At 51.9% G+C, this 19243-nt stretch carries 19 protein-coding genes and 1 pseudogene; 13 read left to right on the plus strand and 7 right to left on the minus strand.

Annotated features, from left to right (window positions below):
• Window positions 1-3: 3 nt before the first annotated feature.
• From mreD to csrD, 4 genes are all read right to left on the minus strand, one after another.
• Window positions 4-492, minus strand: a complete 489-nt coding sequence (gene mreD, locus DUT67_RS20590; RefSeq protein WP_011091903.1) for a rod shape-determining protein MreD — start codon at window positions 490-492, stop codon at window positions 4-6.
• The gene (gene mreC / locus DUT67_RS20595) at window positions 489-1472 is read right to left on the minus strand and encodes a rod shape-determining protein MreC (protein WP_113626506.1); all 984 of its coding nucleotides are present in this window, start codon (window positions 1470-1472) and stop codon (window positions 489-491) included. The genes mreD and mreC overlap by 4 nt, the downstream gene beginning before the upstream one ends.
• A 173-nt stretch (window positions 1473-1645) precedes the next feature.
• Window positions 1646-2689, minus strand: coding sequence for a rod shape-determining protein MreB (gene mreB, locus DUT67_RS20600; protein WP_010300322.1), 1044 nt, complete (start codon window positions 2687-2689; stop codon window positions 1646-1648).
• Window positions 2690-3005: 316 nt separating this feature from the next.
• Complete coding sequence (gene csrD / locus DUT67_RS20605) at window positions 3006-4943, minus strand: RNase E specificity factor CsrD (protein ID WP_113632230.1); 1938 nt, start codon at window positions 4941-4943, stop codon at window positions 3006-3008.
• Between the two features lie 184 nt (window positions 4944-5127).
• Here csrD and DUT67_RS20610 point away from each other — a divergent pair, with 184 nt between their 5' ends.
• The 7 genes and pseudogenes from DUT67_RS20610 (at window position 5128) to DUT67_RS20640 (ending at window position 11530) form a co-directional block, all read left to right on the plus strand.
• Complete coding sequence (locus tag DUT67_RS20610) at window positions 5128-6105, plus strand: MDR family oxidoreductase (protein WP_113632231.1); 978 nt, start codon at window positions 5128-5130, stop codon at window positions 6103-6105.
• Between the two features lie 313 nt (window positions 6106-6418).
• Window positions 6419-7420, plus strand: coding sequence for a protein-methionine-sulfoxide reductase catalytic subunit MsrP (gene msrP, locus DUT67_RS20615; protein WP_113632232.1), 1002 nt, complete (start codon window positions 6419-6421; stop codon window positions 7418-7420).
• 36 nt (window positions 7421-7456) lie between these two features.
• Window positions 7457-8056 (plus strand): protein-methionine-sulfoxide reductase heme-binding subunit MsrQ, encoded by a 600-nt coding sequence (gene msrQ, locus DUT67_RS20620; protein WP_113626510.1) that lies wholly within the window; start codon window positions 7457-7459, stop codon window positions 8054-8056.
• 254 nt (window positions 8057-8310) lie between these two features.
• Window positions 8311-8763: a type II 3-dehydroquinate dehydratase gene (gene aroQ / locus DUT67_RS20625; protein WP_048258339.1), complete on the plus strand. Its 453-nt coding sequence runs from the start codon at window positions 8311-8313 to the stop codon at window positions 8761-8763.
• Between the two features lie 24 nt (window positions 8764-8787).
• Window positions 8788-9255: an acetyl-CoA carboxylase biotin carboxyl carrier protein gene (gene accB, locus DUT67_RS20630; protein WP_011091896.1), complete on the plus strand. Its 468-nt coding sequence runs from the start codon at window positions 8788-8790 to the stop codon at window positions 9253-9255.
• 11 nt (window positions 9256-9266) lie between these two features.
• Window positions 9267-10610, plus strand: coding sequence for an acetyl-CoA carboxylase biotin carboxylase subunit (gene accC, locus DUT67_RS20635; protein WP_048258338.1), 1344 nt, complete (start codon window positions 9267-9269; stop codon window positions 10608-10610).
• A gap of 158 nt (window positions 10611-10768) precedes the next feature.
• Window positions 10769-11530: pseudogene (locus DUT67_RS20640) on the plus strand (helix-turn-helix domain-containing protein).
• Here the strand turns inward: DUT67_RS20640 and leuA are convergent.
• Complete coding sequence (gene leuA / locus DUT67_RS20645) at window positions 11520-13190, minus strand: 2-isopropylmalate synthase (RefSeq protein ID WP_113632233.1); 1671 nt, start codon at window positions 13188-13190, stop codon at window positions 11520-11522. The pseudogene DUT67_RS20640 and the gene leuA sit on opposite strands and share 11 nt — an antisense overlap.
• A 330-nt stretch (window positions 13191-13520) precedes the next feature.
• On the opposite strand from leuA, the gene DUT67_RS20650 reads away from it, so the two are divergent.
• From DUT67_RS20650 to fis, 6 genes are all read left to right on the plus strand, one after another.
• The gene (locus DUT67_RS20650; protein ID WP_113632234.1) at window positions 13521-13763 is read left to right on the plus strand and encodes a YhdT family protein; all 243 of its coding nucleotides are present in this window, start codon (window positions 13521-13523) and stop codon (window positions 13761-13763) included.
• Window positions 13753-15204 (plus strand): sodium/pantothenate symporter, encoded by a 1452-nt coding sequence (gene panF / locus DUT67_RS20655; protein ID WP_113626513.1) that lies wholly within the window; start codon window positions 13753-13755, stop codon window positions 15202-15204. Before DUT67_RS20650 ends, panF begins: the two co-directional genes overlap by 11 nt.
• A gap of 17 nt (window positions 15205-15221) precedes the next feature.
• Window positions 15222-16109, plus strand: a complete 888-nt coding sequence (gene prmA / locus DUT67_RS20660; protein ID WP_011091893.1) for a 50S ribosomal protein L11 methyltransferase — start codon at window positions 15222-15224, stop codon at window positions 16107-16109.
• Between the two features lie 174 nt (window positions 16110-16283).
• Window positions 16284-17018, plus strand: coding sequence for a carbonic anhydrase (locus DUT67_RS20665; protein WP_113626514.1), 735 nt, complete (start codon window positions 16284-16286; stop codon window positions 17016-17018).
• 357 nt (window positions 17019-17375) lie between these two features.
• Complete coding sequence (gene dusB / locus DUT67_RS20670; RefSeq protein ID WP_012822055.1) at window positions 17376-18341, plus strand: tRNA dihydrouridine synthase DusB; 966 nt, start codon at window positions 17376-17378, stop codon at window positions 18339-18341.
• 23 nt (window positions 18342-18364) lie between these two features.
• Window positions 18365-18661 (plus strand): DNA-binding transcriptional regulator Fis, encoded by a 297-nt coding sequence (fis, locus tag DUT67_RS20675; RefSeq protein WP_005975342.1) that lies wholly within the window; start codon window positions 18365-18367, stop codon window positions 18659-18661.
• 138 nt (window positions 18662-18799) lie between these two features.
• On the opposite strand, the gene DUT67_RS20680 is transcribed toward fis, so the two are convergent.
• Both DUT67_RS20680 and DUT67_RS20685 read right to left on the minus strand, forming a co-directional pair.
• Window positions 18800-18991, minus strand: a complete 192-nt coding sequence (locus DUT67_RS20680; protein ID WP_113626515.1) for a hypothetical protein — start codon at window positions 18989-18991, stop codon at window positions 18800-18802.
• Window positions 18984-19172, minus strand: coding sequence for a host cell division inhibitor Icd-like protein (locus DUT67_RS20685; protein ID WP_113626516.1), 189 nt, complete (start codon window positions 19170-19172; stop codon window positions 18984-18986). The genes DUT67_RS20680 and DUT67_RS20685 overlap by 8 nt, the downstream gene beginning before the upstream one ends.
• Window positions 19173-19243 lie beyond the last annotated feature (71 nt).

The raw sequence follows: 19243 nt of genomic DNA on the forward strand, positions 1-19243 counted from the left end.
ACCTTATTGCACAGTAAACTGACGACGAATTTTACGCATCAGCAGGAACAGCCACGGCCAGAGTACGCCATCAACAACACTATTCCAGAATGTTTCCGGCCGGAAAGAGACATTAATAACTAAAAATTCTGCCCAGAACACCGTGAGATCCATCAGCAGCGACAAGAGCATGACGATTAATGCCTGCTGCCATAGCGCCATATTTCGGAACAGCTGGAATTTAAAGGCGACCAGATAAGCAACAATGCTAAGTGCCAGCGCCCGTACTCCCAGTGTAGACCCAAGAATCAGGTCCATAATCAGGCCTAACACAAATCCGGTGCCGACATTCACGCGATGTGGCAAAGCCATCACCCAGTAAATCAGAAACAGTGTCAGCCAGGAGGGGCGAAACATGTAGATTTCATCCGGCCACGGCATAATCTGCAAGACCATCGCGATCAGAAAAGAAAGCCAGATAATCCAGTTGCCATGCCTGCGATAACGGTTCATTGGCGGCCTCTCTGCGGCTCAGCGACGGGCGCGGCGGCATCAGGTGGAAGCGGCGGCCCCATTTCGTCAGGCGATGGTAAAACCTGCGGCATCATCTGCATCAGACGCTCATTAGCAACCCGGTGCACTTCCGCTGGCGGCAGCGACGTAGTGGAGTTGTTTTCCACGCCCCACAGTAATAACAGGTAGCGTAAGCGTTGTAGCCCCGCCGTCGGACGCGCTTGAATAATCGTATAGGCCCGCTGCGTATCCTCTTTAACCGATGATACGACTGCGACCGGATACCCTTCGGGGAAACGTCCACCCAGCCCCGATGTGACCAGCACGTCACCCACTCGGATGTCGGTATTATTAGGAAGGTGCTCGAGTTGCAGATCGTCGGTGCAGCCATTACCGGCGGCAATCACGCGGATATCATTGCGTAGCACCTGAATCGGCAACGCGTGGGAAACATCACAAATCAACAAAACTCGGCTGGTAAACTGACCAACCGCCACAACCTGACCCACCACGCCTTTATCGCTGATGACCGGCTGCCCTTCATACACGCCGTTCGCCTGACCTTTATCAATCACGACCTGATCGCTGTAAGGGTCGGTTCCGGCGGACATCACCTGCGTCACCATCTTCTGCTCATCCTGACGCAGCGGCGAGCCCAGCAGTTCACGTAACCGCGCATTTTCCTGTTTAAGCTGGCCCAACAGCAAAAGGTCACTGTTTTTCATCAACAGTTCCTGACGCAGTGCGGTGTTTTCAAGGCCTAATTGCTCACGGGTTGCCAGTGATGCAGACATATTGTCCAGAACCTGACGGGGCCCATTCGCCAGAAAATAGAATGGGCTGACAGTGGTGTCCATGTACGTTCTAATTTTGACGAACGAACCGAGCCGACTGTCCGCAACGATCACGACAATCGCGGTAACGACAGCAAGAAAAAGTCGTAATTGCAGGGAAGGCCCCCTGCTAAAAAGCGGCTTCATAGAATTTGCGTATTCCTCGACAGCAACCTCAAATCGCCTTTGGCGATTTTTAACGTCACAAAGCAGCACCCCGTAGGGCGAGTTTCATTGATCAGGCAAATAAAAAAGGGGTAACCACGAGAGATGAAAAACGCAGGCGTTCATCCATCCGGTCCCCCCTTTTCCAGACAGGATTACTCCTCGCTGAACAAATCGCCACCGTGCATGTCGATCATTTCCAGCGCCTTGCCACCACCACGGGCAACACAGGTCAGCGGATCTTCAGCTACCACAACCGGAATACCGGTTTCTTCCATCAGCAAACGATCCAGATTACGCAGCAGCGCACCGCCGCCGGTTAACACCATACCGCGCTCGGAAATATCGGAGGCCAGTTCCGGTGGGCACTGTTCCAATGCTGCCATCACCGCGCTGACGATACCCGTCAACGGCTCTTGCAGCGCTTCCAGAATTTCGTTGGAGTTCAGCGTAAATCCACGCGGTACACCTTCAGCAAGGTTACGACCGCGAACTTCAATCTCAAGCACTTCGTCACCCGGATAAGCAGAACCGATTTCATGCTTGATACGTTCTGCCGTCGCTTCACCGATCAGTGAACCATAGTTACGACGAACGTAGTTGATGATCGCTTCGTCGAAGCGGTCACCGCCAATACGTACAGAAGAGGAGTACACCACGCCGTTCAGCGAGATCACCGCAACTTCAGTGGTACCACCACCGATATCCACAACCATGGAACCGGTCGCTTCGGATACTGGCATGCCAGCACCGATCGCTGCCGCCATCGGCTCTTCGATCAGGAACACTTCACGCGCACCGGCACCTAGCGCAGATTCACGGATGGCACGACGCTCAACCTGTGTTGCTCCAACGGGAACACACACCAGTACGCGCGGGCTTGGACGCATAAAACTGTCGCTATGCACTTGTTTGATGAAGTGCTGCAACATCTTTTCCGTCACTTGGAAATCTGCAATCACACCATCTTTCATCGGGCGAATCGCCACGATATTCCCAGGCGTTCTGCCCAGCATTTGCTTAGCGTCATGACCGACCGCAGCAACGCTTTTTTGGGAACCGGCACGATCCTGACGGATCGCAACCACAGAGGGTTCATTCAGTATGATGCCCTGCCCTTTAACATAAATCAGGGTATTGGCGGTACCCAGGTCGATGGACAAGTCGTTGGAAAACATGCCACGAAATTTCTTAAACATAACTAAAGGATAATCCTGCAAGCTGGGGGCGAAAAATAAATCCGCCTACTTTACCAACCACACGAAGCAGCGACAAGGCACGAAAAGGCTCTGCTTCGGTGAAAAATAAGTCTGAGTTGCGCACGTCGGCGTCAGGGAGAAGGCACAGAATGCCTTCTCCTCAGGCGGCAAGGCATCTTACCACTGTCCACCCGACAGAATTGCGCTAACACAGGACATAAAATCTAACATTTAATCGGATTGGCGCTAACGTAAGCACACACTAACCGATTTAACAACCGCCTCATTCTACGTCAATTTGAACAGGACGTTTATACTAAACACGATGCCGCGGTGAATATTTTTTCAGCTCATCCGTTACAAGGACTGATGTGGCAAAAAAATCGCCTTGCCCACCATAAACGCCCTTGCCCAATAGCATCCGCCACTCCTCTTTGGTACGCACTCCCGCGGCAAACACCCGCGTTTGCGTTCCTTTACACGCCTCGGTCAGGCTTTGTACAAAAAGCTGATTTTCTGGACGGCGTTCAAGGCTGCGCACCAAACCGGGATGAAGCTTGATGATCTCCACGGGAAGTGACTTGATATATGTCGTGCTGACCAGCGTCAAGCCTGCCTGTGTAACAGCCAGACGACAGCCTAATCCCAGGATCAAATTGAGAACCGGGCGCAGACGGCCGATATATTGACAAACATCTGCCTCTGCAAGTTCAAATAAAATGCACTGTCGCTGCGTTTTCGGACATTGCAGCAATATTTCTTTCAGCCAACGCAAAAAAGGTTTTTGCAAAAGTGAGTCCACACTTACCGGTAAAGCCAGTGTTTCTCCGGGCCAGCTCGCTGACAAATCAACAATTCGTGCAACTAGCTGCCGATCATAGCTGGTTGCCAGCCCCAACTGTTGAACCAGCGGCATATACTCCGCCGCGAGCAGTTCCTGTTCTCCGTCATAAATCCGGCTCATCATTTCACGATGATGTACAACGCCCTCTTTTGTGACCGCAGGCTTTTGGTACAGTCGCGGGCCGCCACGCGCCAATGTTTGTTCCAGCAAGGTCCGCCATTTCACACTGCCGCGGCTCTTATCTGGCACCTGCCTGTCAAACACGCACCAGCTGTTACCGCCCTGCAATACCGCATTGCGCGTCGCGTCTTCCACACTTTCCATCACCTGCTCAGCGCTTTGCCCGCCACGATAGGCACAGATGCCAATGTGGAGAACCTCCTCCCGGTCGATCAGCGGGCAGGCAGGAAGAATATCAATAGCTTTCACCAACTGCGTGGCAATCGCATTGGCTTCTTTTAGCGTACTGTGAGGGAGTAATACGGTGAAATCGCTGCTGAAATAACGCGCCAGCAGCGCAGAGGGATAGCGCATGACAAATGTCGACAGCAGGTTAACCAGCGTAAAACGGTATTCCTGAAGCACGCCGCTGCAACCGTGCGTTTCCTGCAACGTTTCAAAATCTGGCACACGGATCATCATAACGATGCCGTGCGTCCCCACCTCTTCGCCATCTTCCAACTGAGTGGTCAATTGGTTATCAAAAAACAGACGGTTACTCAGCCCAGTCTCAGCATCCTGCGCAGCGAAAGCACGGATTAAGGTATCAACCCGCCCACGCTCTTCTCGCGCTTCCACTAAATCGGACAACAGCTGATCGAGTGCTCCGCTGGTATTGACCGGCCATTCACGTACCGACCCCTGCATAACCGATTCACGTTCGCCTTTGAGAATACGCTGTGCGCGCTTTTCCAACTCTTCCTGTCCGGCGGCCTGATGACGTAACCAGCGGATGGAGAAGTACAGCATCAGGAGCATTAGTCCCGCCGCCAGCAACACTGACAACGTCGACACCACGAAGCGTGGTAAACCAATCAGCGGATCGACATATTTTAAGGCGATCTCCATATTCATATGGTGCATCAGCGGGAATTCGACCTCATGGTAGAGGTGCGTGCGTTCCCAACTGGCCTCGGGCAGTTGTATTGAGTAGAGCGGCGAATCGTTATCCTGAATCTCCAGCGCGACAATGCCTGCCGTTTTCATCATTCCCGGCAGCCAATATTGGATGTTTTCGGGCGATTGCACTAATAATGCCTGATCGATACTGGCCGTGACCTCACGCAGCTGTTGCTCGGTCCGCAACTGGCTATAATAACAGAGGCTAAATATGCTACTGAAAAGCATAAGAAAAATTGCCAGAACCGTCAGCAATACTATGAGTATCGAGAATCTGGTCGTAAATCCCATCCCTGCGTCCTATTCCAAATAATTGTCATTTCTGCGAGTTTGTTGTTTTTTATCAGTTCGCATAAATCAGCTACAACGCATAGTACCAGTACTAGCGAAGGTAACTGTATTAACAAATAGTATCTGTAATAACTATAGTCGTTAATGACCGCCTAATCTTTAATCCTGCTACAGGAGATAGCCCATGCAGGCTTTAGTTCTTGAACAGTCAGACGGACTGACCCACGCTCAGATTCGCGAGATTGACGCGGAGCAGCTTCCCGCCGGGGATGTGACTGTTGATATCAGTTGGTCCAGTATTAATTATAAAGATGCGCTTGCCATTACAGGCAAAGGCAAAATTATTCGTAACTTTCCAATGGTTCCAGGGATCGATTTTGTCGGGACTGTGCACCACAGTGACAGCGATCGGTTTGCCGTCGGTCAGCCCGTCATCCTCACCGGTTGGGGCGTAGGCGAAAACCATTGGGGTGGCCTGGCACAACAGGCACGCGTGAAGAGCGATTGGCTGGTGCCGCTCCCCGCCTCGCTGGATGCACGTAACGCCATGATTCTTGGCACAGCAGGCTTTACCGCGATGCTGTGTGTGATGGCGCTGGAAGACGGCGGCATAACCCCAGAAAGCGGCGACATTATTGTGACAGGGGCCAGCGGCGGCGTAGGTAGCACGGCTGTCGCCCTGCTTTCCGAGCTAGGCTATCAGGTTACCGCCGTCAGCGGTCGTGCTGACAACACCGATTATCTGAAAAAGCTGGGCGCCAAACAGGTGCTGGATCGCAGCGAATTTAGCAGCAGTCCTCGTCCGTTAGAAAAGCAACGTTGGGCTGGTGCGGTCGATACCGTCGGCGACAACGTGCTGGCGACGCTGCTGGCACAGATGGACTACAACGCAACAGTTGCTGCGTGCGGTCTGGCGGGCGGTATTGCGCTGCCAACGACCGTGATGCCATTTATTTTACGTAATGTTCGCCTGCAAGGCGTAGATTCCGTCATGCCACCGTTGGCTCGTCGTCAGCAAGCGTGGGAGCGTCTAGCGGCCATCCTGCCTGAATCGTTCTACCAGCAGGTGACACAGGAAATCGGGTTGAAAGACGTGCCCGCCGTCGCCGCTGCGCTGCTGGAAAATAAAGTTACCGGCCGCACGCTGGTAAAAATCAGCTAACGTATTTCGTTGATGCACCAATTTACGGAACGAAAACGATGATAATGGAATAGAAGAGTAAAGCGTCCGCGACAGGGATGTCGCGGCTCGAGCGTACAAGGATGTATTCACAGCGTCTTTACGATCTATCCATTATCATCGCTCGGCGCACTATCAGTACATAGGGTACCTGCGGGTGGCTGTTACACCCTGCAAAAAAGTATTTCATCTCTCCTATCGCGGTTTTTACCGCAACTCATCTATAACTAAGTGAACGGTAACCATTAAAAACGCCACCTTGCGTCAACAATAATAATGACTGGCGGGAGTTCACATGCACAAACATCGCAAGCTCACAGAAGCCGACGTTACCCCGGAATCCCTCTTCTATCAGCGTCGGCGCGTATTAAAAGCGTTGGGTATTTCTGTAGCGGCACTCTCATTGCCGCTTTCCGCACAGGCCGACCTGCTTGCTTGGTTTAAAGGCAGCGATAAACCTAAAGCCCCGCCGGGTAAACCGCTCACGTTTAGCCAACCCGCTGACTGGAAGCTCGATCTGCCGCTCACACCGGAAGATAAGGTCACAGGCTATAACAACTTCTATGAATTCGGCTTGGACAAAGCCGATCCGGCGGCCAATGCAGGCGGGTTAAAAACCGACGGCTGGACCATCAAGATAGATGGTGATGTCGCCAAACCTCTCACGCTGGATATCGACGATTTGCTAAAACGCTTTCCGCTGGAAGAGCGGATCTACCGTTTTCGCTGCGTCGAGGCGTGGTCGATGGTGATTCCGTGGGTCGGGTTTGAATTAGCCAAACTGATTAAATTCGCCGAACCCACCAGCAACGCGCGCTACATAGCGTTTCAGACGCTTCACGATCCAGAGCAAATGCCGGGGCAAAAAGATCGCTTTATGGGTGGCGGGTTGGAGTATCCCTATGTAGAAGGACTACGGATGGATGAAGCCATGAACCCCTTGGCACTGCTGGCTGTCGGTGTTTATGGCAAAACACTGCCGCCGCAGAACGGTGCGCCAATCCGGTTAGTTACACCATGGAAATACGGCTTCAAGAACATTAAATCCATCGTACATATCCGGATCACCCGTGAACAGCCACCCTGCACGTGGAATCTGGCAGCACCAGATGAGTACGGCTTCTATGCCAACGTTAACCCGCATGTAGATCATCCACGCTGGTCGCAGGCGACAGAGCGCGTCATCGGGTCTGGTGGGCTGCTTAACGTTGAGCGTCAACCTACGCTGCTGTTCAACGGCTATGCAGAACAGGTCGCCTCGCTGTATCGCGGTCTGAACCTGCGCGACAACTTCTAGCAATAGCATCCTGTCAGGATAGGAATCTACATCAGCATGAGACTGACGTTACAACACATTAATCGGCTAAAAGTGCTACTCCATCTGGCTGGTTTTCTGCCGCTGTTGTGGCTGATATTGTCAGTCGACCAAGGGTGGTTCAGCGCTGACCCAGCCAAAGATATCCAGCATTTTACCGGCCGAATGGCGCTGAAATTGCTGCTGGCGACGCTGTTGGTCACTCCACTGGCGCGCTACGGTAAACAACCGCTACTGATTCGCTGCCGACGTCTCCTCGGGCTGTGGTGTTTTTTCTGGGCGACGTTACATCTGGTGAGCTATGCGCTGCTGGAGTTGGGTTTGGATCATCTGGCGCTGCTGGGCAAAGAGCTGATATCCCGACCGTATTTAACGCTGGGTATCATCAGTTGGCTGATTTTGCTGGCGCTGGCAATCACTTCGCCACAGATAATGATGCGTAAGTTGGGATCGCAATGGCAAAAACTGCATAATTTCGTCTATTTAGTCGCCATCCTTGCGCCTATCCACTATCTTTGGTCAGTTAAAACGCTGTCCCCGCAGCCTATTTTGTATACGCTAGCGGCGCTGATATTGCTGCTACTACGTTATAAGAAATTTCGCCAATGGTGGCGCTAAACGCCGCAGTAACACAGGAAAAACGGGTTATTCACCGCAGTGAGATTCACGCCTTTTCACGATCTGGCGTAGGAATATCTCCGCTGATAAGACCAGTATTTAGCTGCGAATTGCCACGATATGGTTATAATGCTCGACTTTAATTTCTCGGGCCGGACAATTTGCGTCACGAAAGGTGACAAACGAATAGCTTCGCGCTATTTTGTGCGACACTGTTTTTGCAATCTTGGTCAATCGCGGGAGATAGCAGCATAATGGCAGAAAATTTTCGCATTTTGCTCTTGAATGGTCCAAACCTGAATCTGCTAGGTACCCGAGAGCCCGACAAATACGGTAGCACGACGTTAGCAGACATTGTCAGCGAACTGGAAACACAGGCGCAGGCATTGAACGTGAAGTTTTCCCATCTGCAATCCAATGCGGAACATGTTCTGATCGATACCATCCATCAGGCCAGAGGAAACACAGACTTCATTCTGATTAACCCGGCGGCATTTACCCACACCAGCGTTGCGCTGCGTGATGCCCTGCTGGCAGTCGCGATTCCGTTTATCGAAATTCATCTGTCCAACGTGCACGCACGTGAGCCTTTTCGTCATCATTCCTATCTTTCTGATGTTGCGGTAGGCGTGATATGTGGCCTGGGGGCGGATGGTTATCAGTATGCTTTACAGACGGCAGTAAAACGCCTGTCAACTTCCAATTAAACAAAAGAGTACGGAACCACATCCATGGATATTCGTAAAATCAAAAAACTGATCGAACTGGTTGAAGAGTCCGGCATCGCCGAACTGGAAATTTCTGAAGGTGAAGAATCAGTACGTATCAGTCGTGCCCCAGCAGCGGTTAACTACCCGATGATGCAACAGGCTTACGCTACGCCAATGATGCAGCCACAGCCTGCTCTGGCTGCCGCCGTTGCACCAGCGCCAGTGGAAGCAGTTGCAGCACCGGCTGCCATCAGTGGACACATTGTTCGTTCTCCAATGGTTGGAACCTTCTACCGCACCCCAAGCCCGGATGCTAAGTCTTTCGTGGAAGTGGGTCAGCGCGTCAACGTCGGCGATACCCTGTGCATCGTCGAAGCCATGAAAATGATGAACCAGATCGAAGCCGACAAAGCAGGCGTGGTTAAAGCCATCCTGGTCGAAAACGGTCAACCGGTCGAATTTGACGAGCCACTGGTTGTCATCGAATAACGAGGCTTATCATGCTAGATAAAATCGTTATCGCTAACCGCGGAGAAATTGCGCTGCGTATTTTGCGTGCCTGTAAAGAACTGGGCATCAAAACCGTCGCCGTTCACTCCAGTGCGGATCGCGATTTGAAACACGTATTGCTGGCGGACGAAACTGTTTGTATCGGCCCGGCGCCGTCAACAAAAAGCTATCTGAATATCCCAGCGATTATTTCCGCTGCGGAAATCACGGGTGCCGTCGCGATTCACCCTGGCTACGGCTTCCTGTCCGAAAATGCCGATTTTGCCGAGCAGGTTGAACGCTCCGGCTTTATCTTCATCGGCCCGAAAGCCGACACGATTCGCCTGATGGGCGACAAAGTGTCTGCCATCACCGCAATGAAAAAAGCGGGTGTTCCAACCGTACCAGGCTCTGATGGCCCTCTGACCGATGATATGGACGCTAACCGTGTTCATGCAAAACGCATCGGCTATCCGGTCATCATCAAAGCCTCTGGCGGCGGCGGTGGTCGTGGGATGCGCGTCGTGCGCAGCGACAAAGAGCTGGAACAATCCATCAACATGACCCGTGCGGAAGCCAAAGCGGCTTTCAACAACGACATGGTCTACATGGAAAAATATCTGGAAAACCCACGTCACGTGGAAATTCAGATTCTGGCTGATGGTCAGGGCCACGCCGTCTATCTGGCCGAACGTGACTGCTCCATGCAGCGTCGCCACCAGAAAGTGGTGGAAGAAGCGCCAGCACCGGGCATTACAGACGAACTGCGTCGCAATATCGGTGAACGCTGCGCCAAAGCCTGTATCGATATCAACTATCGTGGTGCGGGTACGTTCGAATTCCTGTACGAAAACAGTGAGTTCTATTTCATTGAAATGAACACCCGTATTCAGGTGGAGCATCCGGTAACCGAGATGATTACCGGTGTGGATCTGATCAAAGAGCAGCTGCGTATTGCTGCCGGTCAACCGCTGTCCATCAAGCAGAAAGACGTCAAGGTTCGCGGCCATGCGGTGGAATGCCGTATCAACGCGGAAGATCCGAATACGTTCCTGCCAAGCCCGGGTAAAATTACGCGTTTCCACGCGCCGGGCGGCTTTGGTGTCCGTTGGGAATCGCATATTTACGCCGGTTATACCGTACCGCCGTATTACGATTCCATGATCGGCAAGCTAATTACCTACGGCGAAACCCGCGAAATCGCGATTTCCCGTATGAAGAACGCGCTGGCTGAACTGATCATCGATGGCATCAAAACCAACATCGAACTTCAGATGAAGATCATGAGCGACGAAAACTTCCAGAGAGGTGGCACTAACATCCACTATCTGGAGAAGAAACTCGGCTTGCAGTAAACGCTACGCAATCGAGTCAAAAGGCCAGCATATGCTGGCCTTTGTTATTTATGCCTTCGAGTCGTCATGCAGTTCGCAAACGCTGACTAACACAAGCAGCCCGCAAGTAAACGAGGTAGGATATATCGTCTTTTTTAGGATGAGATGGTGGTTGCAGAGTGACAAGACAATCCGATTTTGATTTCTCGTGCAGACCATTAATTCCGTACGCCCACAACTATAATCACGGGGATTATGAAAGCTGGCACACTCACAGTTGCGCTCAGTTAATTCATACGCTTAGTGGGGTTATTCGGGTTGAAACCCAACAGGGAATCTGGGTGGTTCCACCTTCGCGTGGGGTATGGATACCCGCAGATATTCCACATGCCTTGCATATTGTGGGTGAAGTTAAGGCCAGAGTACTTTTTGTCGAACCGCTTGCCAGAGCAGACCTCCCCGTTATCTGTCAGGTCGTGGGGATCACACCTTTATTACGAGAACTCATCATTGATGTCCTGAAACTTCCCGCTAATTATGAGCCAGGAAGTCGGACCGAACGTATTTATGAACTTATCCTTGATGAAATACGTTTGATGAATACGCTTCCTTTTTGTCTTCCTGAGCCGATTTCTGAGCGCCTGAAATTATTATGCAACGCCGTCCGTCAGGCCCCCTATGAGGCCTGAACTGTGGCCAACGCTGCCGAGCAAGCCAATGTCAGCGTAAGAACGCTCAGCCGACATTTTTATCAGCAAACCGGTATGCAATTTAGTGAGTGGGTTCGTCGTGCACGTTTGCTGATTGCGCTAACGCGCCTGGCACAGGGCGAACAAGTCACCCGAGTGGCGCTGGATTTAGGCTATGCCAACCCGGGAGCCTTCAGTGCCATGTTTCGCAGAGTCATGGGCGTAACGCCCGGCAATTACTTCAACCCATAATCAAACGCCCTGCGGCATTCAACATCGCTTGCAAAGAGGCTCGGGTAACATCGCTGTCAATGCTAACACCCCATGCACACTCACCCGCATGGTTCTGACAGCACACATAAGCCACAGAACGACTGTCACTACGCTGGCCTAACGTGTGTTCCTGATAGCTCACAATATTAAGGTCTGCTTTCACCTCTCGGCAGAGAGCCGTCATTCCCGCAGAGAGAAAACCGTTTCCTGCCCCCTTCAAATTCAGTCTTTTCTCACGGAAAATGATTTCAGCTGAAAGCGTTGTGTTATGCCCAAGCTGATTATCGCAGGTATATTTAGTTAACCGAATCAGCGGTAATTCGACTAAACCGTAAGCCTCACGAAATAGCATCCAGACAGCCATCTGCGACATCTCTTTCCCCTCAGATTCAGACGCTTTCTGTACCAGCAGACTGAATGCCTTCTGAAGTTGACGAGGCAAGATGAGGCCATGATTTTGCTCAAGCAGCCAGGCAGCACCACTTTTCCCTGACTGGCTGTTTACGCGGATAACGGCCTCATAACTGCAACCGATGTCCTCCGGATCGAGCGGAAGATAGGGAATTTCCCATAATGGCGAGGCCGAATGCTGTCGTGCTGCAAACCCTTTTTTAATCGCATCTTGATGCGATCCGGAAAAAGCCGTAAAAGCGAGTTCTCCGGCATAAGGGTGACGTGGTGCGACGGGGAGTTGATTACACTCCTCAACCACCTCCACCACCTTCTTCATGTGGCTGAAATCGAGTTCAGGGGAGATTCCCTGCGTATAAAGATTAAGTGCCAGCGTCACTAAATCGACATTACCGGTACGCTCTCCATTGCCAAACAGGCAGCCCTCAACTCTTTCAGCACCAGCCAGTAAAGCAAGTTCAGCGCAGGCAATACCTGTACCGCGGTCATTATGCGGATGCACACTGATACAGACCTTATCTCTACGGGAAAAATGTCGGCAAAAATATTCTATCTGATCGGCATACACATTAGGCGTGTTGACCTCAACGGTCGCGGGAAGATTGATGATCATGGGACGGCACGCATCAGGCTCCCAGACATCGGCGACAGCCTCGCAAATCTGAAGCGCGAAATCTGGCTCGGTAAAGCAGAACGTTTCCGGTGAATATTGAAAGGACCAGTCAGTCTCCTGCGCCTCAGCACATAACTGACGGATCTGCTTCGTCGCATTGACCGCAAGCTGAATAATTTCATCGCGTGTCTGACGGAACACCACCTCCCTGAAAATCGGTGCAGTCGCGTTGTATAAGTGAACGGTGGCGCGATGTACGCCACTCAGCGATTCAAATGTACGTGCAATCAAATCTTCTCGCGCCTGCGTTAAAACCTGAATTGTCACATTCTGCGGAATACGCTTTTCTTCAATCAATAAGCGAACAAAATTAAAATCAGTTTGTGAAGCAGACGGAAAAGCGACCTCAATCTCTCTGAATCCGCAGGCAATCAGCAGATCCCAAAATTTCAGTTTACGCATTTCATTCATCGGCTCAGCAAGAGCCTGATTACCGTCCCGTAAATCCGTGGAAAGCCAACGTGGGGGTTGGGTTAATGTCTTATCAGGCCATTGCCGATCTTTTAGGCCAATCGGTGGATACGCTTTGTATTTCGATGAAGGGTTATTCAACATGATCGGGCTCCTTTTAATGGAACCCCAGTGTTATCCAGAGAGCTATGAGCACGCTCATCCGGAGGTGACAACTAATGACGCAAAAGTGACAATCATTCAACCGTTCGGCTCCTTTTCCGCGTTTTTCACTCTGAAAAAACCGTCATGTTCACTCCCTGTTGGCGCTCGGAGTAAAATGTTCTCGCGTCAAATAATGCGTACCCCACGGCTGGCTTTTACGCTGATGACGTAATTCTTACTAGTCAATTTTCCCACATGCCGTAAAATTCCCGCTTTCGTCATCACGACGCTCATAACAATACCTATGCTCCCTTTACGGTGGAGAAGAACATGGATACACGCTTTCCTCAGGCGCACAAAGAGGCCCGCTGGGCTTTCGGCCTGACGCTGGTTTATTTAGTGGCCTGGGCGCTTGCCGCCTATTTGCCTGACAACACACAAGGGATAACCGGCCTTCCACACTGGTTTGAGATGGCCTGTCTGCTGCTGCCGCTCGTGTTTACGCTGCTGTGCTGGCTCATGGTGCACGTTATTTTCCGCGATCTCTCACTGGAGAGTGACGATGCAAATTGAAATTTTATTGCCGCTGATTGGCTATTTGCTGCTGGTCTTCGGGCTGTCGGTCTATGCGTACCGCCGCCGTCAGGCGGGTAACTTTCTTAACGAGTATTTCCTCGGTGGCCGCTCGATGGGCGGGTTTGTACTGGCGATGACGCTCATCGGCACCTACGTTAGCGCCAGCTCTTTTATCGGCGGGCCGGGTGCCGCTTATAAATACGGGCTGGGCTGGGTGCTGCTTTCGATGATTCAGCTTCCCACTATGCTGCTGTCGCTGGGCATTCTGGGAAAAAAATTCGCCATTCTGGCTCGACGCTATAACGCCATCACGCTGAATGACATGCTGTACGCCCGCTACAACAGCCCGCTGCTGGTGTGGTTCGCTAGCATTAGCCTGCTGGTCGCGTTTATCGGTGCTATGGCCGTGCAGTTCATCGGCGGCGCGCGTCTGCTCGAAACCGCCGCGAACATTCCTTATGACATCGGTCTGCTGATTTTCGGCGTCACTATCGCGCTGTACACCACGTTTGGCGGCTTCCGTGCCAGCGTGCTCAATGATGCGATGCAGGGCATCGTGATGTTGATTGGTACCGTCATCCTGCTGGTTGGCGTGATTTATGCCGCTGGTGGTTTGCACAGCGCGGTGGATAAGCTGCAACAAATCGACCCGATGCTAGTATCACCACAGGGCAGCGGCGGCATTCTGTCGATGCCCTTTATGGCCTCATTCTGGGTGCTAGTCTGCTTCGGCGTCATCGGCTTGCCGAACACCGCCGTTCGCTGTATCTCTTATCGCGACAGCAAAGCGTTACACCGTGGAATTATTATCGGTACGATCGTCATCGGCATTCTGATGCTCGGCATGCATCTGGCTGGTGCATTGGGGCGTGCAGTTATGCCAAATCTGACGATTCCCGATCAGGTTTTACCCGCACTGATGGTCACCGTGCTGCCACCGCTGGCCGCGGGGATCTTTCTCGCCGCGCCAATGGCCGCTATCATGTCCAACATTAATGCGCATCTGCTTCAAGCGTCTGCCACGATCATCAAGGATCTCTATCTCAGCGTCCGCCCTGAGCAGATCCATAACGAACGCCGCATCAAGATCCTGTCCAGCGTGACAACCCTGCTGTTGGGGCTGCTTGTGCTGCTGGCCTCCTTGCGGCCACCGGAGATGATTATCTGGCTGAACCTGCTGGCGTTTGGCGGGCTGGAAGCGGTGTTCCTATGGCCGCTGGTGCTAGGCCTGTATTGGGAGCGCGCGAATGCTGCGGGTGCGCTTAGCGCCATGTTCACCGGTGCCATTTGCTATACCTTACTGGCCAGCTTCAATCTTCAGTTGGCTGGATACCATCCTATTGTGCCATCGCTGTTACTCAGCCTGATGGCGTTTATTATTGGTAATCGCTTTGGTCATAATCCACCAGCGCCGGTTGCCGCTTCATCTTCACTTTAAATGTAATAGAGACTGCTATGCCGTGGATTCAACTGAAAATAAACACCTCAGGAAAGGTTGCTGAACAACTGGGTGACACCATGATAGAAAGCGGTGCGGTATCCGTTACGTTTCAGGATACGCACGATACTCCCGTGTTTGAACCGCTGCCGGGCGAGACTCGCCTGTGGGGCGATACCGACGCGATTGCGCTGTACGATGCCGAAACCGACATGAACGCGGTTATCGCCATGCTGGAGCAAGAGCCGCTGCTGGGCGTGGGTTTTAAGCACAAGATCGAACAGTTGGAAGACAAAGACTGGGAACGCGAGTGGATGGATAACTTCCACCCGATGCAGTTCGGTAAACGTCTGTGGATTTGCCCAAGCTGGCGTGAAATTCCTGATCCGAGCGCTGTAAACGTGATGCTCGATCCCGGCCTGGCGTTCGGCACCGGTACCCACCCAACGACGTCACTGTGCCTGCAATGGCTCGATGGGCTGGATCTGGAAGGGAAAACCATCATCGATTTCGGCTGCGGCTCCGGTATTCTGGCGATTGCCGCCCTGAAACTAGGTGCAGCACGCGCTATCGGGATTGATATCGATCCGCAGGCGATTCAGGCCAGCCGCGACAACGCACAGCGCAACGGCGTTTCTGAGCGTCTTGAGCTTTATCTGCCGAAAGACCAGCCTGCCGACCTGTCTGCCGATGTTGTCGTCGCCAACATCCTCGCTGGCCCACTGCGCGAACTGGCACCGCTGATTAGCGATCTGCCAAAAGCTGGGGGTCACCTCGGCCTGTCCGGCGTACTGTCCACGCAGGCCGATGGCGTCGCAGAAGCGTACGCAGACAAGTTCACGCTCGATCCCGTCGCTGAACGCGAAGAATGGTGTCGTATTACCGGCCAACGCCACACGTCCTAATCACGTTATCCCTCCTGCTCCGCCCGCCGTGTACGCAACGGTGGGTGGGCTCCTTCTTGTTATACCTCATGATTTATCCCGATAAGCTGGCGTATGATGCTGGCCGGCAAGTGACCGGACGCACCTGCGCCCGGCGCTCAACGATGCCGTATCATTATTTTTAAGGGATGAAAAATGAAAGGTAAACTCTCTATCGCACTTATGCTGTCGGCCTGCTTTTCCGCATCGGCGGCAGATTCGGTTCACTGGGGCTACGAAGGCCACGGCGATCCAGCGCACTGGGGAAAACTCTCCCCAGACTTCTCGCTGTGTGAAACGGGGAAAAATCAGTCTCCAGTCAATATCCGGCAAGCACTAAGCACCCAGCACGAGCCCTTACAGTTGGCTTTCCAGTCTGGGACACAGCAGATTATCAACAACGGGCATACCATTCAGGTTAACGTCAGTTCAGGGAATACGCTGCAGCTGGATAACGAGACATTCGCCTTGCAGCAATTCCACTTTCACGCACCGAGTGAAAATGAAATTGATGGTAAACAATTTCCGTTGGAAGGCCACTTTGTCTATAAAAACACGGATGGCGCGCTCACCGTTATTGCGCTGATGTTTCAGGAGGGAGAAGCCAATCCACAGTTAGCCACGGCATGGCAGCAGATTCCAGCTCGCGTCGATCAGGCGGAGGACGTGCGCACGCCGATTGCAATTCAGGCCTTGTTACCGACGTCATTAAACTACTATCGATTCAGTGGGTCACTCACTACGCCACCGTGCTCAGAAGGCATCCGCTGGCTGGTGCTGGATCATCCTGTCACCGCCTCTGCTGAACAAATAGGCCAGTTCAGCTCGGTCATGCACCACGCCAATAATCGCCCCACACAGCCGCTTAATGGTCGAATCATCATCCATTAAGCCACTCCGCGAGGCTGGTCAGAGCATTTGCCGGCCAGCCTCAGGTAAATTGGTGCCCTTTTTTGCCGCATGAACCAAAGCATTTCACTGATAAAACATTGCTAGCCTGTTGTATCTCCAGTAAAAACGACCACGCTTACAGATAAAATTCTGTAAGAAGATGAATATTTTACAGAGCAAAAAATCGACACAAAAATATAACACACTGTTAAATATGAATAATATTTTCATATGCCTCTACGAACTGCATTTTCATTGATCGATAGCCGTAAATTGGTCAAAGTTTGGCCTTTCATCTGACGTAAAAAATGCGTAATATACGCGCCCTTGCAGGCACAGTATGGTCAATTTTTGTCTATGCACATTGGACAATTTCAGCTTACCAATCGTTTGATAGCAGCCCCAATGGCTGGTATTAGCGATCGCCCATTTAGAGCACTCTGTCATGCGATGGGCGCTGGAATGACCGTGTCTGAAATGCTGTCTTCCAATCCGGAAGTGTGGCGTTCAGACAAGTCGCGTTTGCGAATGGTACATAGTGATGAACCGGGTATCAGAGCCGTGCAGATTGCCGGTTGTGACCCCGATGAGATGGCGGCGGCAGCGAGAATTAATGCTGATTCCGGCGCGCAGATCATTGACATCAATATGGGCTGCCCGGCGAAGAAGGTGAACCGCAAGATGGCAGGATCTGCGTTGTTGCAGTATCCGGATTTGGTCAAACAGATCCTCTCTACGGTAGTGAAAGCGGTAGACGTACCGGTAACACTGAAGATCCGTACCGGTTGGGCACCAGAGCACCGCAACTGTGTAGAAATTGCCAAATTGGCTGAAGACTGTGGCATTCAGGCGTTAACTATTCACGGACGCACTCGTGCGTGCCTGTTCAATGGTTTCGCCGAATACGACAGCATTCGGGCAGTTAAGCAGGCCGTTTCCATTCCTATTATTGCGAATGGCGACATTACAGACCCGCATAAAGCCAGAGCGGTTCTTGACTACACTGGGGCTGACGCCCTGATGATAGGACGAGCCGCTCAGGGAAGACCCTGGATCTTTCGGGAAATCCAGCATTATCTGGACACAGGGGAGTTGCTAGCACCACTGCCGTTGGTAGAGGTCAAGCGCTTGTTGATCGAGCACATACGGGAATTGCACGACTTTTATGGTCCAGGCAAGGGATTTCGTATCGCTCGTAAACACGTATCCTGGTATCTCCAGGAGCACGCCCCAAACGACCAGTTTAGGCGCACATTCAACGCCATTGAGGATGCCAGCGAGCAGCTGGAGGCGTTGAAGGCATATTTTGAAAATCTTGCGTAAACAGAAAAAGAGCTGACAGAACTATGTTCGAACAACGCGTGAATTCTGACGTACTGACCGTTTCCACTGTAAACTCTCAGGCTCAGGTAACCCAAAAACCCCTGCGCGACTCGGTTAAACAGGCACTGAAGAACTATTTTGCTCAATTGAACGGTCAGGATGTAAGTGACCTGTATGAGCTGGTACTGGCTGAAGTTGAACAGCCACTGTTGGACATGGTGATGCAATACACCCGCGGTAACCAAACCCGCGCAGCCCTGATGATGGGCATCAACCGTGGTACTCTGCGTAAGAAATTGAAAAAATACGGCATGAACTGATACTAATCAGTTAAGCATTTGAAAAAAGGCGCTTTACCTCTTGGGTTAAGCGCCTTTTTCTTTGCCATTTTTCAGGGCAGAAGCAGCCATGATGTGAACAACCTGAGCCATTGCGTCTGCAATATCAGTACTCCGTTGTTAATGACTAATTCTCTCTGGTTCATCAGTCTCCGGCGCATGAAAGAGTCGATGCAGGTTATCTAGCCGTTCCGCTAACACGAACGTTAAGATCTCTTTCGATTCTGGATGGTTCAATTCAACAATGGCGTAAGCCAACGCACGACACTGATCGAGTGCTTCTTCGGGTTCTAACGGCGTGTTATCAAACATGACGCACCTCCTGAACAGGCAGACGACCAGCGAAGACCATGACATGACCATCAGGGGAATGTTCCCGCGCCTGATGTTCAGTAGCAGCGATAATATGCACGACACGTTGGGAACATGTTCCCAAAGCAAGCAAGCGATACTGAAATTCGGGGCGAGTTTGAGTAGACTGGATATCAGCCATAGTGTTAGCTCCAATAACATTGTGGTTAGAGGCTCGTAGGTGTTGGTAGCACCCGCGGGCTTCGCTATTTT

It is taken from the genome of Pectobacterium peruviense (assembly GCF_003312355.2).
GTDB lineage: Bacteria > Pseudomonadota > Gammaproteobacteria > Enterobacterales > Enterobacteriaceae > Pectobacterium > Pectobacterium peruviense.

What these genes read in the sequence shown, in the direction of transcription:
- DUT67_RS20665 (WP_113626514.1), top strand. Translation starts at nt 16,284, where the DNA reads ATGAAAGGTAAACTCTCTATCGCACTTATGCTGTCGGCCTGCTTTTCC.
- DUT67_RS20685 (WP_113626516.1), bottom strand. Translation starts at nt 19,172, where the DNA reads ATGGCTGATATCCAGTCTACTCAAACTCGCCCCGAATTTCAGTATCGC.
- aroQ (WP_048258339.1), top strand. Translation starts at nt 8,311, where the DNA reads ATGGCAGAAAATTTTCGCATTTTGCTCTTGAATGGTCCAAACCTGAAT.
- dusB (WP_012822055.1), top strand. Translation starts at nt 17,376, where the DNA reads ATGCACATTGGACAATTTCAGCTTACCAATCGTTTGATAGCAGCCCCA.
- DUT67_RS20680 (WP_113626515.1), bottom strand. Translation starts at nt 18,991, where the DNA reads ATGTTTGATAACACGCCGTTAGAACCCGAAGAAGCACTCGATCAGTGT.
- csrD (WP_113632230.1), bottom strand. Translation starts at nt 4,943, where the DNA reads ATGGGATTTACGACCAGATTCTCGATACTCATAGTATTGCTGACGGTT.
- msrQ (WP_113626510.1), top strand. Translation starts at nt 7,457, where the DNA reads ATGAGACTGACGTTACAACACATTAATCGGCTAAAAGTGCTACTCCAT.
- prmA (WP_011091893.1), top strand. Translation starts at nt 15,222, where the DNA reads ATGCCGTGGATTCAACTGAAAATAAACACCTCAGGAAAGGTTGCTGAA.
- fis (WP_005975342.1), top strand. Translation starts at nt 18,365, where the DNA reads ATGTTCGAACAACGCGTGAATTCTGACGTACTGACCGTTTCCACTGTA.
- accB (WP_011091896.1), top strand. Translation starts at nt 8,788, where the DNA reads ATGGATATTCGTAAAATCAAAAAACTGATCGAACTGGTTGAAGAGTCC.
- mreB (WP_010300322.1), bottom strand. Translation starts at nt 2,689, where the DNA reads ATGTTTAAGAAATTTCGTGGCATGTTTTCCAACGACTTGTCCATCGAC.
- msrP (WP_113632232.1), top strand. Translation starts at nt 6,419, where the DNA reads ATGCACAAACATCGCAAGCTCACAGAAGCCGACGTTACCCCGGAATCC.
- mreC (WP_113626506.1), bottom strand. Translation starts at nt 1,472, where the DNA reads ATGAAGCCGCTTTTTAGCAGGGGGCCTTCCCTGCAATTACGACTTTTT.
- panF (WP_113626513.1), top strand. Translation starts at nt 13,753, where the DNA reads ATGCAAATTGAAATTTTATTGCCGCTGATTGGCTATTTGCTGCTGGTC.
- accC (WP_048258338.1), top strand. Translation starts at nt 9,267, where the DNA reads ATGCTAGATAAAATCGTTATCGCTAACCGCGGAGAAATTGCGCTGCGT.
- mreD (WP_011091903.1), bottom strand. Translation starts at nt 492, where the DNA reads ATGAACCGTTATCGCAGGCATGGCAACTGGATTATCTGGCTTTCTTTT.
- leuA (WP_113632233.1), bottom strand. Translation starts at nt 13,190, where the DNA reads ATGTTGAATAACCCTTCATCGAAATACAAAGCGTATCCACCGATTGGC.
- DUT67_RS20610 (WP_113632231.1), top strand. Translation starts at nt 5,128, where the DNA reads ATGCAGGCTTTAGTTCTTGAACAGTCAGACGGACTGACCCACGCTCAG.
- DUT67_RS20650 (WP_113632234.1), top strand. Translation starts at nt 13,521, where the DNA reads ATGGATACACGCTTTCCTCAGGCGCACAAAGAGGCCCGCTGGGCTTTC.